The sequence below is a fragment of the Thermococcus sp. GR6 genome (assembly GCF_012027415.1).
In the GTDB taxonomy this organism is placed as follows: domain Archaea; phylum Methanobacteriota_B; class Thermococci; order Thermococcales; family Thermococcaceae; genus Thermococcus; species Thermococcus onnurineus.
Map to the genome: position 1 here is coordinate 517042 of NZ_SNUM01000002.1, position 14018 is coordinate 531059.

The 14018-nt window shown below is 56.2% G+C and carries 9 protein-coding genes, 1 tRNA gene, 2 rRNA genes and 1 pseudogene; 10 read left to right on the top strand and 3 right to left on the bottom strand.

What is annotated here, in order from left to right; genetic code table 11:
• Window positions 1–42 precede the first annotated feature (42 nt).
• The gene (locus tag E3E32_RS08970) at window positions 43–3021 is read left to right on the top strand and encodes a type ISP restriction/modification enzyme (RefSeq protein ID WP_167731419.1); all 2979 of its coding nucleotides are present in this window, start codon (window positions 43–45) and stop codon (window positions 3019–3021) included.
• Between the two features lie 73 nt (window positions 3022–3094).
• Here the strand turns inward: E3E32_RS08970 and radB are convergent, their stop codons facing one another.
• The gene (gene radB / locus E3E32_RS08975; protein WP_167731420.1) at window positions 3095–3769 is read right to left on the bottom strand and encodes a DNA repair and recombination protein RadB; all 675 of its coding nucleotides are present in this window, start codon (window positions 3767–3769) and stop codon (window positions 3095–3097) included.
• Window positions 3770–3780: 11 nt separating this feature from the next.
• Window positions 3781–4415, bottom strand: a pseudogene (locus tag E3E32_RS08980) (MBL fold metallo-hydrolase).
• A gap of 101 nt (window positions 4416–4516) precedes the next feature.
• Here E3E32_RS08980 and E3E32_RS08985 point away from each other — a divergent pair.
• The 9 genes from E3E32_RS08985 (at window position 4517) to E3E32_RS09030 (ending at window position 13386) form a co-directional block, all read left to right on the top strand.
• Window positions 4517–4897, top strand: a complete 381-nt coding sequence (locus tag E3E32_RS08985; protein WP_167731421.1) for an ASCH domain-containing protein — start codon at window positions 4517–4519, stop codon at window positions 4895–4897.
• Window positions 4887–5591 carry a DUF1614 domain-containing protein gene (locus E3E32_RS08990; RefSeq protein ID WP_167731422.1) on the top strand — a complete coding sequence of 235 codons (705 nt, stop codon included), beginning with the start codon at window positions 4887–4889 and terminating at the stop codon, window positions 5589–5591. Before E3E32_RS08985 ends, E3E32_RS08990 begins: the two co-directional genes overlap by 11 nt.
• Window positions 5592–5657: 66 nt before the next feature.
• A complete protein-coding gene (locus E3E32_RS08995; RefSeq protein ID WP_167731628.1) occupies window positions 5658–6497 on the top strand; it encodes a ribose-phosphate diphosphokinase in 840 nt (279 codons plus the stop codon).
• A gap of 9 nt (window positions 6498–6506) precedes the next feature.
• Window positions 6507–6803, top strand: coding sequence for a hypothetical protein (locus E3E32_RS09000; protein WP_167731423.1), 297 nt, complete (start codon window positions 6507–6509; stop codon window positions 6801–6803).
• The gene (locus E3E32_RS09005) at window positions 6800–6961 is read left to right on the top strand and encodes a hypothetical protein (RefSeq protein WP_167731424.1); all 162 of its coding nucleotides are present in this window, start codon (window positions 6800–6802) and stop codon (window positions 6959–6961) included. The genes E3E32_RS09000 and E3E32_RS09005 overlap by 4 nt, the downstream gene beginning before the upstream one ends.
• A gap of 485 nt (window positions 6962–7446) precedes the next feature.
• Window positions 7447–8933, top strand: a 16S ribosomal RNA gene (locus E3E32_RS09010).
• Window positions 8934–8985: 52 nt separating this feature from the next.
• Window positions 8986–9062: transfer RNA gene (locus tag E3E32_RS09015), tRNA-Ala, on the top strand.
• Between the two features lie 120 nt (window positions 9063–9182).
• Window positions 9183–12212, top strand: a 23S ribosomal RNA gene (locus E3E32_RS09020).
• Together the 16S and 23S rRNA genes with 1 tRNA gene alongside form the textbook arrangement of a ribosomal RNA operon.
• Window positions 12213–12819: 607 nt before the next feature.
• Complete coding sequence (locus E3E32_RS09030; protein WP_167731425.1) at window positions 12820–13386, top strand: DUF366 family protein; 567 nt, start codon at window positions 12820–12822, stop codon at window positions 13384–13386.
• Here the strand turns inward: E3E32_RS09030 and E3E32_RS09035 are convergent.
• Window positions 13383–13991 carry a hypothetical protein gene (locus tag E3E32_RS09035; RefSeq protein WP_167731426.1) on the bottom strand — a complete coding sequence of 203 codons (609 nt, stop codon included), beginning with the start codon at window positions 13989–13991 and terminating at the stop codon, window positions 13383–13385. The genes E3E32_RS09030 and E3E32_RS09035 overlap by 4 nt on opposite strands.
• Window positions 13992–14018 lie beyond the last annotated feature (27 nt).

Sequence of the window (14018 nt, forward strand, 5' to 3'; positions counted from 1 at the left end):
ACCTTTAATATTTTCTTCTCCTTTTCTATCTCCGGTGATAAAATGAAGCCGGGTGTTCTGAGGGGTTATTCCAAGGCTCTCAAAAAGGTTCATCAGGCAGGCGCGACTACCGAGTATTCTTACCGTACCGCTTTTCACGAGTTCTTGCGCGGTCTGTTCCCGAGGGAGTACAACGTCAAAATAATCCACGAGCCAGGTAGGGAGACTTTTGGAGCACCCGACTTTAAGATATTCACCGATACTGGGATAATTGGATACATAGAGACGAAAGCCCCTGACCTTGACCTCCACAGGCTTCCAAAGAGAGATAAAAGCCAGATCAAACGCTATTCTGAGAGGCTCGACAACTTCATTCTGACGAACTACCGCGACTTCATCCTCTACCAGAAAGGTGAGAAGGTAGAGGAGGTTTCGCTTCTAGATGAAGACTTCAATTTAATCGAATCGAACGTTGAGAAGTTCCAGAGGCTCATCGACAGGTTCCTGAGCTTTACCGTTCCCAAAATCAAAGACCCCGAAACACTTGCGCATGTGCTTGCCAAGAGGGCAAAAATCCTAAAGGATGTGGTTCTGGAAAACCTCAAGGACGATGAGCAGTTACAGTACCTTCACAGGGCATTCAAAGAGCACCTCATGAGTGGAATGAAGCAGAGCGAGTTCGCCGATGCCTACGCTCAAACAGTAGTTTACGGCCTTTTCATGGCGAGGTTCACAATAAAAGTCCAGCTGACGAGGGAGAACGTGGCATTTAGGGGTGTTCCTAAGTCCCTTCGCGTCGTCCACGAGATATTCAAGTACGTGGCGGCTGACCTGCCCGACTATCTCGAATGGATCGTGGAAGAGCTCATCGCGATACTCAACAACGTGGACGTTGAGGAGCTCAAGAGGCGCTTCCACTTCGGGAACGGCGAGTTCGATCCGTTCCTGCACTTCTATGAGACGTTTCTGGCGGAATATAATCCCAAGCTCAGGAAGTCGAAGGGTGTTTACTACACTCCAATCCCGGTCGTTGAGTTCATCGTCAACTCGGTGGACGAGATACTCCGCGAGAGGTTTGGGAAGAGGCTCCACGATGAGGGTGTTACTATACTCGACCCTGCTACGGGAACCGGGACGTTCCTAGCGGGAGTCCTCGACAGGATACACCAGAACATCAAGGGGACGCTCTTCCAGCTCTACCTCAAAGAGAGGTTGCTCAACAACATCTATGGGTTCGAGATACTGATTTCGCCCTACTTGGTAGCCCATCTCAAGCTCTCGATGGTGCTCAACCAATGGGGGATAACGCTGAGGGACGACGAGAGGTTCAAGATTTACCTCACCAACGCCCTCGATTTAATGCGCGAGCGCGGACAGGCGGGGCTTTTCGAGAGGGCCCTGGATAAAGAGAGCGAAGAGGCCGACAGGGTGAAGAGGGACACGAAGATTTTCGTGGTCATCGGGAACCCGCCTTATGAAACAAGAAAGGATGAAACTTACATTCAGACTCTCCTAAAAGACTACATGAAAGGCTTGGGAGTTGAGAAAGAGAAATCCAGAAACGCCCTACAGGATGATTACGTCAAGTTCATCCGCTTCGCCCAGTGGAAGATAGATCAGAACGGTAAAGGAATAGTCGGCTTCATCACGAACAACTCGTACCTTGACGGCCTCGTCCACAGGAGGATGAGGCAGAGCCTCATGGAGAGCTTCGATGAGATATACATCCTCAACCTTCACGGGAACGCGAGGAGGGGCGAAAGCGACGAGAACGTCTTTGACATCCAGCAGGGCGTTACCATAGCGCTCTTCGTTAAGCTGAGAGAAGGGAAGCACAGGGCTGAGGAGTGCAAGGTCTATTACCATTCAATCGTCCACGACGCAGGGAAGACGACGAGGGAGGAGAAGTACGAGTTCCTGAGGGGCAACGGCTGGAAGTCAATAGAATGGAAAGAGCTTGAGCCTAAAGAGCCCTACTACTTCTTCGTGCCCAAAGACCTCAGCCTTGAGGAGGAATACTCCAAGTTCCCGAAGCTGGACGAGATTTTTGAGGTTTACAGTTCAGGAGTTGAGACGGGCAAAGACAGTGCCTTAGTTGGATTCTCAAAAGGTGATTTGATGCCAGTTATTAAAGATATTCTAAATCCTGACGTTTCAAATTCACAACTGGCAGAAAAGTATGGTCTCTCTTCAACGTCGGGGTGGAGATTTGAGGAAAAAAGGGTGAAGATTGTCGGTACTTCTATGGACCATTCAAAATTCAGAAAATTGAGTTACAGACCATTTGATCAAAGGTGGGTCTACTATGAACCCAAGATCCTGAGACGCGCTCATGAGAAGATCATGAAGCATTTCTTAACTGGTAGCAACATTGGGATAGTAGCTGAGAAGATAGTTCCAAAAGTTGAAAACACTTGGAACTCAATTTTTGTTTCTGAAACTCTAACGGAATTGCACCTTACCGGTTCCAAGTCTTATCTCTTCCCCCTTTACCTCTACTCCGACGACGGCAAGACTAAAAGACCCAACATCAAGCCCGAGTTCCTTGAAGAGCTCAGGAAGCGCTACGGGGAGATAACGCCGGAGGACTTCCTCTACTACGCCTACGCGGTTTTACACGACCCCAAGTATCGCAGGCGCTACGCCGAGTTCCTGAAGTTTGACTTCCCGAGGATACCGCTCTACGACAGGGAGACCTTCAAGAAGTACAGGGACATCGGCGAGGAGCTGGTCAAGCTCCACCTAATGAAGGTGGACTTCCCAATCGAGCCGAAGCTCGTAGGGGACGACCTAACCGTTGAGAAGGTCAAGTACGACGGTAAGAACTGCGTGGCCATAAACAAGACCACCAAGCTCTGCGGAATCCCGCCTGAGGTCTGGGAGTACACTATCGGCGGCTATCGCGTGATAGAGAAGTACCTCAAGGGCAGGAAGGGAAGGAAGCTCAGCTTGGAGGAGCTTGAGCACATTTACAAGGTCGTTGAGATACTGAAAAGGACGATAGAGCTTGTTAGGGAGCTTGAGAAAATCCTAGTGGGCTGAACACACTTCCTCCTTTTCTTCCTGTGAGATATTACCAAATCAGTAATATACTTGGCCAGCAATATTTGTTCGACTATTCTTCTCTCCCAAGCACGTCCTCTATGCCCTTCTCGGTTATCCTGAAGTACACCATGCTGCCCTCTGGCCTGAACCTGTGCCTCTCCAGAAGGGCCACGCGCAATCCGGGAGTGTTCAGCTTATCCAACCTCAGAATGTCCTTGCAGCGGTATCCGAGGGTGTGCTCGGCAACTGGCTTCATCCTCTCGGCGCGGCTGTCGAAGTGCACCTGATTTATCACGATTACTGGGATACCGAGCTTCCTTGCGAGCCACAGGAGAACCTGCAACTGCTTCCCGAGTTCGGCGGTGAGATTCTTCCTCTGCTCTTCAACCCTGTAGTGGGCCGTTATGGAATCCACGACGATGAGGGAGAAACTCTTATCGACGATCTTCTTCAGGCTTCCTATTGTCCTTCTCTGTTCCTTGAAATCTGCTGGAGTGAAAAGAATGAACCTCTGGAGGGCTTCCTCAGGGTCGAGGCCCCTGGATTCAGCCATCTGGGCGAGCCTCTCGGGAGAAAAGCCGCCCTCTGTATCGACGTATGCAACCTTCCCGCCGCTCAGGAGGCCAATCTGAACGGCAAGGGTGGTCTTTCCGGTGGCGAAACTCCCATAAACTTGGGTCAGAACCTCGGGGGCTATGCCCCCTCCGAGAAGTTCATCCAGTGATTTGACTCCCGTGCTCAGCATTACCTCCACCGCTAAAGCGAGAGCTCCTCGTAGAGCTTGAGGGGCTTCACCAAGGTCCAGATGCGCCTCTTCTTGAGTTCCTCCAGGAGCTTCTCGACACTCCCCCCCCATAGACCCCGTAGTGCATAGGGATGGCTATCTTTGGCCTTATGTCCTCGATTATCTGAGCCGCTTCGCGTTCGTTCGCCGTTGAGCGGCCGCTTATGGGCACCAGCAGGATGTCGACCTTTCCGCGGAGCCTCTGAATGGTCGGCATCGAATATGTGTCCCCCGTGTGGAACAACGTTTTGTCCCCTTCTATTAGGTATCCAACCGGGTACTGGCTGGAGGGATGCTCGACGTATATTGCGGTAACCTTGACGCCGTTCTCGAGCTCTATGGTCTGCTCTTCCTCGATTTCCATAACTTTCGTTACCCCGTCGCTGATAGCCATGAGATAGACTGGCTTAGGTCCGATAACGGTTGCGTCGCGCAGCCTCGAGAGGAGCTTGACCTTGCCGTAGTGGTCGCTGTGCTCGTGGGTTATCAGGATGTAGTCGACCTCTCCTATTCTGTCGTCGTCAACCTCGGGATACGGGTCGATGAGCAGTCTCACACCCTTCGTCTCGACCCAGAAGCACGCGTGTCCATACCAGATAATCCTCATAGGTAATACCTCCCTTCATTGGTTCGGTGAGGTGGACTTAAAGTTTTTTGTTTGCTCCTTTCGACGTTGGTTTTATAAGCCGGGAGTGCGTTATCCTCTTGATGACAGCGGAAGTTGAAACCCGAAAGAAGGGTCTAATAGTGAGAGAGCCCTTCGCGACGCTCATCGTTGAGGGTAAAAAGGTCTGGGAGATAAGGAAGTTCCGCACGAGGGTGAGAGGTGAGATCCTGATTCTGAATGGAGGGAAGGCTCTGGGGAAGGCTGAGCTGGTCGAGGTTCGCGGACCCTTCACGCCCGAAGAGCTTGCCGAGCACAGGGACAAACACCTCGCCGACCTCGAGTTCCTCAGGGCCTATTCGAATGGAAAGCCCCTCTATGCGTGGGTTCTCCGCAACGCGGAGAAGTTCGAAAAACCTGCAAAGGTGAACATTGCCAAGGGAGCCCAGGTGTGGGCGAACGTGGTGATGAGGGATGAACAATAGGCGCCTCATAATTCCTCCGGTCTCACTGCCAATCCTTGTAGTCATCTTCATCCTCTTTCTCCTCGTTTTTCTCCTGTTCTCGAGCATAGTTATGGCGGCCTTTGCGAAGCTTGGAATCCCTCCGCAGGTCGCCTATGCGCTTTTTCTTTTCGCATTGCTCGGCAGTTTCATCAACATCCCCATAGCTGAGGAAACCTCCTACGAGCCGGTCATACGGGTGGGGGAGGTTCGGTTCTTTGGAATCCCCTATCCAGTCCCCTATTTTGATTGGGAAGAGAGAAAGGTCATAATAGCCATAAACGTTGGCGGCGCTTTGGTTCCCCTCAGTATCGTCATCTACGAGCTTCTCAGGCTCGTCTATCTCGGGCAATTCGGGCTGCTCTTCAACACGCTCCTCGCGGTTGCGATAGCGGCCCTCTTTAGCCATGCCATAGCGAAGCCGGTTAAGGGTCTAGGAATAGCAATGCCGCTATTTTTGCCTCCTTTGATGGCTCTGATCCTGGCCCTTCTTCTTGGTGACGGAAACCCTCCGCTGGTGGCCTACGTGAGCGGAACGATGGGAGTTCTCATAGGGGCTGATTTGATGAACTGGCGCAAAATCAAGAACCTCGGCGCACCGATGATGAGCATAGGTGGGGCTGGAACCTTCGACGGTATCTTTTTGGCCGGTCTGATTGCCGTTCTCCTGGCATAACGGTGGGTTTATAAGGCCTGGGTTAAACATGGAAGTGGCAAGATTCGCGGTTATGGGGTGATGCTCATGATAGTGGTCGGAAGCGGTGCGAGGCACCTGGAGGACGAGATAAGGAAGCTCGGCGGTGAGGTTCTCGACGTCGAGATTAAGAAGTTCCCGGATGGGGAGAAGTATGTTCGCGTTCTTGGCTCGGGCGATGAGGCCCTTGTGGTTCAGTCAACATTTAAGCCACAGGATGAGAACCTCATCGAGCTGCTCCTCATAGGCGACGCCCTCCGCGAGAGGGACTTTGGGAAGCTCAATGCCATCGTCCCTTACCTGGCCTATTCCAGGCAGGACAGGGTTACAAAGGAGGGCGAACCGATAAGCGTTAGGGCTATCATGAGAGCGCTTGGCCTCTACTACGACGAGCTTTACGTCTTCGATCTGCACAATCCCGAAACTCTCAGGTTCTTCCCAGGTAAGGCGGTGAACCTCTCGCCGGCAAGGGCGATAGCTGAGTACTTTGGCGAGAAACTCGGCGATGGTATAATCCTTGCCCCGGACAAGGGTGCCCGGGAGAGGGCTAGAGCGGTTGCCGAGAAGCTCGGACTGGAGTACAGCCACTTCGAGAAGAGGAGGATTTCCCCAACTGAGGTTCAGATGTGGCCAGTTGATATCGACGTGAAAGGCAAAAACGTGCTTATAGTGGACGACATCATAAGCACGGGCGGCACGATGGTTAGAGCCGCGAACCTGCTCAGAGAGATGGGTGCTGAGAAAATATTCGTGGCGGCAACGCACGGCGTCTTCGCTGAGGGGGCGATAGAGAGGGTTGGCAAGGCAGTTGATGAGCTGGCGGTTACCAACACTATTCCTACCCCCGTCTCGAAGATAAGCATAGTGCCAGATATACTCGGACTGTGAGGCGGAATCATGGCTCGGGCGTTCTCCCTTGCTGCCCTCCTCATCTTTCTGACGTTCTTCTGGGCAGGATTCCTTCTGCTGGTGTCTTTCCTCGTGCTTGGGCTCGCTGATTTGAACCCTCAACCCGGCTATGGAATTTCGATCGTTCTCTCGCTATTGGTTCTCCTCTCACTAACGAAACGTCTCCTTCTCTCCATTAGGGTGGATGAGAACGCCTCTATGAAGCTGGCCCTCGTGGTGGGCTTCCTCTTGGTTTTAGTCTTCTACTTGACTATACCACGTTTCTGTGGGGGGTGTGGCGGATGAAGAGGATTGCCCTCTACACCCTTGGCTTCGTCTTCATGACGTTCCTTGCCGCGGTCGATTTCGTGCTCTTCGTGGACAGGTTTGTACCCCTGAGCGGACGCTGGATGCCCTTCCTGGTTTCTCTCCCGATGGTTATTCTCGGTGGTTACGTTGGATAGACCGTTGGTGAGGGCCTCGGAATGGGTCACGATGAGGCGCTCAACATGGGCGTTGCTACCTCGGTGGTTTCGGGTTTTCTGCTTCTCACCTTTTCCTCCTCTGATTCAGTGCAAAAATTTTTGCCATTTTTATGTCTAAATTGTGCATTTTGTCGGCGCTTTTTGACAGATTCTTTTTCAAAAATACGGCCGGGTATGGGTTTTGCAAAAATTTTTCACTGCTGGGGTTCACCCCTATTGGGTGGAGCGCCCGAACAGGGCGCGACGAAGCCCAGGCGCCAAGACGGCGGCGTCGGGGGGAAAGGGCGCAAAGCGCCCAAGATGAACCCCGCCCTCCAGCCATGGGCACAGCAACGTGCGCTCCCGAGGAAACGCCGAAAGGCGGACCCCTCGGGGGTAAGGCAGGCCCGGTACCCCGACTAAACCCCGGACGGAATTTGGTACTTCCCGCCATGGGAAGTCCCACCGGCCGTACTCCTTGCTCAATTCCGGTTGATCCTGCCGGAGGCCACTGCTATGGGGGTCCGACTAAGCCATGCGAGTCATGGGGCGCCTTGCGCGCACCGGCGGACGGCTCAGTAACACGTCGGTAACCTACCCTCGGGAGGGGGATAACCCCGGGAAACTGGGGCTAATCCCCCATAGGCCTGAGGTACTGGAAGGTCCTCAGGCCGAAAGGGGCTTCGGCCCGCCCGAGGATGGGCCGGCGGCCGATTAGGTAGTTGGTGGGGTAACGGCCCACCAAGCCGAAGATCGGTACGGGCCATGAGAGTGGGAGCCCGGAGATGGACACTGAGACACGGGTCCAGGCCCTACGGGGCGCAGCAGGCGCGAAACCTCCGCAATGCGGGAAACCGCGACGGGGGGACCCCCAGTGCCGTGGCATCGCCACGGCTTTTCCGGAGTGTAAAAAGCTCCGGGAATAAGGGCTGGGCAAGGCCGGTGGCAGCCGCCGCGGTAATACCGGCGGCCCGAGTGGTGGCCGCTATTATTGGGCCTAAAGCGTCCGTAGCCGGGCCCGTAAGTCCCTGGCGAAATCCCACGGCTCAACCGTGGGGCTTGCTGGGGATACTGCGGGCCTTGGGACCGGGAGAGGCCGGGGGTACCCCTGGGGTAGGGGTGAAATCCTATAATCCCAGGGGGACCGCCAGTGGCGAAGGCGCCCGGCTGGAACGGGTCCGACGGTGAGGGACGAAGGCCAGGGGAGCGAACCGGATTAGATACCCGGGTAGTCCTGGCTGTAAAGGATGCGGGCTAGGTGTCGGGCGAGCTTCGAGCTCGCCCGGTGCCGAAGGGAAGCCGTTAAGCCCGCCGCCTGGGGAGTACGGCCGCAAGGCTGAAACTTAAAGGAATTGGCGGGGGAGCACTACAAGGGGTGGAGCGTGCGGTTTAATTGGATTCAACGCCGGGAACCTCACCGGGGGCGACGGCAGGATGAAGGCCAGGCTGAAGGTCTTGCCGGACACGCCGAGAGGAGGTGCATGGCCGCCGTCAGCTCGTACCGTGAGGCGTCCACTTAAGTGTGGTAACGAGCGAGACCCGCACCCCCAGTTGCCAGTCCTCCCCGCTGGGGAGGAGGCACTCTGGGGGGACCGCCGGCGATAAGCCGGAGGAAGGAGCGGGCGACGGTAGGTCAGTATGCCCCGAAACCCCCGGGCTACACGCGCGCTACAATGGGCGGGACAATGGGATCCGACCCCGAAAGGGGAAGGGAATCCCCTAAACCCGCCCCCAGTTCGGATCGCGGGCTGCAACTCGCCCGCGTGAAGCTGGAATCCCTAGTACCCGCGTGTCATCATCGCGCGGCGAATACGTCCCTGCTCCTTGCACACACCGCCCGTCACTCCACCCGAGCGGGGTCCGGGTGAGGCCTGATCTCCCTTCGGGGAGGTCGGGTCGAGCCTGGGCTCCGTGAGGGGGGAGAAGTCGTAACAAGGTAGCCGTAGGGGAACCTACGGCTCGATCACCTCCTATCGCCGGAAATCCGTCCGGGGGGTTTAAGGGGTGCCGGGCCTGCCATCCGTGGGCCGGTAGCTCAGCCTGGGAGAGCGTCGGCTTTGCAAGCCGAAGGCCCCGGGTTCGAATCCCGGCCGGTCCACCACGAAGAGGTGCACATCCCGAGCACGGCTCGGGGTGGAAGGGTCCTAGGCCCCGAACAGGGGTCACGATGAGGACCGTGCATAGGTGGATTGACCCAAAAAATGCCCAGCCCCCTGAGTAGGGGGCAGAAAACCTAAGCCGCCTGGTGGATGGCTCGGCTCGGGGCGCCGACGAAGGGCGTGGCAAGCTGCGATAAGCCCCGGCGAGGCGCAGGCAGCCGTCGAACCGGGGATTCCCGAATGGGACCTCCCGCGGCATTTGCCGCACTCCCAGTCGGGAGGGGGAACGCGGGGAATTGAAACATCTTAGTACCCGCAGGAAAAGAAAGCAAAAGCGATGCCGTGAGTAGGGGCGACCGAAAGCGGCACAGGGCAAACTGAACCCTTCGGGGAAACCCGGAGGGGATGTGGTGTTGTAGGGCCCTGCGTCGGAGCCTCGAGGGTGAAGCCGAAGTCCGCTGGAACGCGGCGCCGTAGAGGGTGAAAGCCCCGTAGGCGTAAGCCCTCAGGCTCCTGCAGGGTTCCTGAGTACCGTCGGTCGGATATCCGGCGGGAAGCTGGGAGGCATCGGCTCCCAACCCTAAATACGTCCCGAGACCGATAGCGAACTAGTACCGTGAGGGAAAGCTGAAAAGCACCCCTGGCAGGGGGTGAAAAGAGCCTGAAACCAGGCGGCGATAGGTGGGTGCGGCCTGGAAGGGTTGAGCCTCCCCGAAGGAAACACGGGCGACCGTGGAGTACGAGGGGAGGGGACCGGGGTTGCACCGTCCGTCTTGGATCACGGGGCAGGGAGTTCACGGCCGTGGCGAGGTTAAGGGGGTTAAGCCCCGAAGCCACAGGGAAACCGACAGGTCCGCAGGCGCTTCGCCGAGGGACGGGGTGTGAAAGCGCCCGGAGTCACGGCCGTGAGACCCGAAGCCGGTCGATCTAGCCCGGGGCAGGGTGAAGTCCCTCAACAGAGGGATGGAGGCCCGCTAGGGATGCTGACGTGCAATTCGCTCCCGTGACCTCGGGCTAGGGGTGAAAGGCCAATCGAGGCCGGCGATAGCTGGTTCCCGCCGAATTATCCCTCAGGATAGCCCGGCCGGAGGTAGGTGGTGGGGTAGAGCACTGATTGGGGGTTTAGGGGGAGAAATCCCCCGGCTCCCTGTCAAACTCCGAACCCACTACCGCCGTAGATGGCCGGAGTAGGGGGGCGGTGTAAGCCGTCACCCGAGAGGGGAACAACCCAGACCGGGGTTAAGGCCCCTAAATGCCGGCTAAGTGTTACTCCAAAGGGTGTCCCTGGCCTTAGACAGCGGGGAGGTAGGCTTAGAAGCAGCCATCCTTTAAAGAGTGCGTAACAGCTCACCCGTCGAGGTCAGGGGCCCCGAAAATGGACGGGGCTTAAGCCGGCTGCCGAGACCCCGGCGCACGGACCGATTGGTCCGTGATCGGGTAGGCGGGCGTGCCGATGGGGTGGAAGCTGGGCCGTAAGGTCCAGTGGACCCGTCGGTATTGTGGATCCTGCCGGGAGTAGCAGCATAGCCGGGTGAGAATCCCGGCCGCCGTAGGGGCCAGGGTTCCACGGCAATGTTCGTCAGCCGTGGGTTAGTCGGTCCTAAGCCAGCCCGTAACTCGGCGCTGGCGAAAGGGAAACGGGTTTATATTCCCGTACCGCGGTGGTAGGTGCGGCAACGCAAGCCCGAGGGGTGACGCCTCGGGGTAGGCGGACCGGTCCACAAGGCCGGCTAAGCGTATAAGCCCGGGGAGTGCCGTAATGGCGAGAACCGGGTGAAAGCGCGAATGGCCTCCCGTAAGGGGGGTTCTGCCGATCCCTGGGGCCCGTGAAAAGCCCCTCGGGAACGATCCACCGCGACCGTACCGAGAACCGACACCGGTGCCCCTGGGTGAGAAGCCTAAGGCGTGTCGGGGGAAACCCAGCCGAGGGAACTCGGCAAATTGGCCCCGTAACTTCGGGAGAAGGGGTGCCTGCGGGTGCGTAACCCGCAGGTCGCAGTGACTAGGGGGGCCCGACTGTTTAATAAAAACACAGGTCCCAGCTAGCCCGAAAGGGTTTGTACTGGGGCCGACGCCTGCCCAGTGCCGGTATGTGAAGCCCGGGTACAACCGGGTGAAGCACCGGTAAACGGCGGGGGTAACTATAACCCTCTTAAGGTAGCGAAATTCCTTGTCGGTTAAATGCCGACCTGCATGAATGGCGTAACGAGGTCCCCACTGTCCCCGGCTGGGGCCCGGCGAAACCACTGCCAGGCGCATATGCCTGGGACCTCCGGTGGGAAGCGAAGACCCCATGGAGCTTTACTGCAGCCTGCCGTTGCTGTACGGCGGGGGGTGCGCAGCGTAGGCGGGAGGCGTCGAAGCCCGTCCTCCGGGGCGGGTGGAGCCGTCCATGAGACACCGCCCACCCTCTGCCGTACAGCTAACCCCCGATGGGGGGACAGCGGTAGGTGGGCAGTTTGGCTGGGGCGGCACACCCTCGAAAAGGTATCGAGGGTGCCCTAAGGTCGGCTCAGGCGGGTCAGGAATCCGCCGTAGAGTGCAAGGGCAAAAGCCGGCCTGACTGGACCCGTAACAGAGGCGGGTCCAGCCGCGAAAGCGTGGCCTAGCGAACCCCTGTGCCTCCCCGGTGGGGGCCAGGGATGACAGAAAAGCTACCCTGGGGATAACAGAGTCGTCTCGGGCGAGAGCCCATATCGACCCCGAGGCTTGCTACCTCGCTGTCGGCTCTTCCCATCCTGGCCCTGCAGCAGGGGCCAAGGGTGGGGGTGTTCACCCATTAAAGGGGAACGTGAGCTGGGTTTAGACCGTCGTGAGACAGGTCGGATGCTATCTACCGGAGGTGTTGGCCGCCTGAGGGGAAGGCTCCCCCAGTACGAGAGGAACAGGGAGCCGCGGCCTCTGGTCTACCGGTTGTCCTACAGGGCATAGCCGGGCAGCTACGCCGCGTCCGATAAGGCCTGAAAGCATCTAAGGCCGAAGCGGTCCCCGAAAATAGGCGGCCACTCCCAGGCGCAGGGGGTCGGGCGACCGGTCCTTTGCCTGGGACGAGGGCTCGGGAAGAAGACCCGTTTGATGGGGCGGGGGTGTAAGCGGGAAGGGAAACCGACCCGTTCAGCCTGCCGCTCCCAACAGCCCGAGGTTTCTGCCTCTGAAAGGGGGGCTGGGCATTTGATAGGTCAATCCACCTATGCACGGTCCTCAAAGCCCTTAACTTCTCGCGCTTCTGTGCACTTCAATCGCAATTGCTAAAACTTGCCTGTGGATTCTAACTTCGGTGATGTCAGTGAAGCTGCTCGTTCTCGATTTGGACGGCACACTCTGGGATCACGAAGACGCATCACTCCTTACTCCACCCTATGAATTTTACGACGATTACCTCGTAGATGCCACGGTGAAGAGCTCCGTCTGTTTCCAGGAGTTCGCGAGTTCATTGAGTGGGCGAGCGACCGCTTTATACTCAGCATAGCTAGCTGGAATCTTGAAGAGAAGGTTAGGCCAATTCTCGAGGGTTTTGGATTGTGGGACTACTTCCTCTTCCCTAAAATCGAGGGACATCCGAACAAGGCCGACATGATACTTCGCACAATCGAAGAGCTCCAATCGATTGGGCCACGAAATCGAGGAAGTAATCTACGTAGATGACAGAACGCTCCATGTCGATAAAGTCTTTTTAAAGATTCATAACGTTAATTTCATCCATATGTGGGTGGACGTTAAAGGTTTAGACGAGCTGAAAAAACTGCTGGAGGGTTTGTGATGGAGCTGCTCATAGTTAAGGACAAGCGTATTGACTACGACGGTTCTGCAATCCAGAGCCACTGGACTTACAGGAACTTTGGAATACTTGGCAACTCACTCGTCGTCTTCCGCGGTAAGTGTGATGTGAAAGTGGAAGAGATGATTGACATCGAGGATCTGAGGCAGAACAAGGAGATAAAGAGCGACGATATGGTGCACTACATCATCGAGGTCTTCGACTTTCCCAATGTCCTGCTTGCCTCGGCCCTTCAGAAGCTTTTCATAGCCAAACTCTGTGAAGTTCTTGGTGATTACGGTATCAAAACCATCAGGAAGGGCGACGACATCTACGTTAACGGGAGGAAACTCAGCATATCAATAGCGACCGTTTCACCTGTCAGCATCAAGGTTCACATAGGCATTAACGTCGAGGCAAAGGGAATTCCCGAGGGCGTCGAGGCCATTGGCCTTAAGGAGCTCGGCATCGAGGACATCGACGGCTTCATGGAGAAAACCGGAAAAGCCCTCGTTCAAGAGTTCAAAAAGGTGAAGAAGGACAGTCTGAAGGTCAGATGGGCGAGCTAAAACGCCCAAAAGAGGGCGCTTCCCACGAGTGGAACGGCCAAGTTGTCATCCAAGTAGGGCTGGTACTCTGCAAGCATCAGAATTCCTGCCCATGCTATTTTCATTATTGTTGTGGCATCGAGCAGTGCGAAGGCTATTATCGTGGCAGTTACTACGTAGCCAAGGCTTCCGGTCCAGTGCTTCTTGAGCTTGACGTTGAAACCATGCCGTTTGAAATAGTGATGCCTGATGATTCCTGTAACTCCGTCGCTTACTGCCATAGTCAAAAGCAGTGCCGTTGCGTACTCTCTAGGCAGGAAAAACGCAACAGCTGAAGCGGAGAATGCAAAGAAGACCTCTCCGTAGTTGTGCTTGATCTGATACCACGAAAACTCGCTGTTCTTCAGGTGCGGCCAAAGCTGAAAGGCGCCGAAGATAAAGGCTGCAGCACTGAAGACCTCCTTTGGGATCAAGCCTTGATAGTACATTAGAACCGCTGGAACAATGCTGAAGTGGATGATTTTTCTGTTGATCCATGCGTAGTCTTCTCCGAGATGCCTTGTTAGCCATATAGCGGCAATTATAAACGTCGCGGCGATTATTGTGTAGATGGGCCATGAGGCCATTTGATTCCACCTGAAGTTAAAAATGAA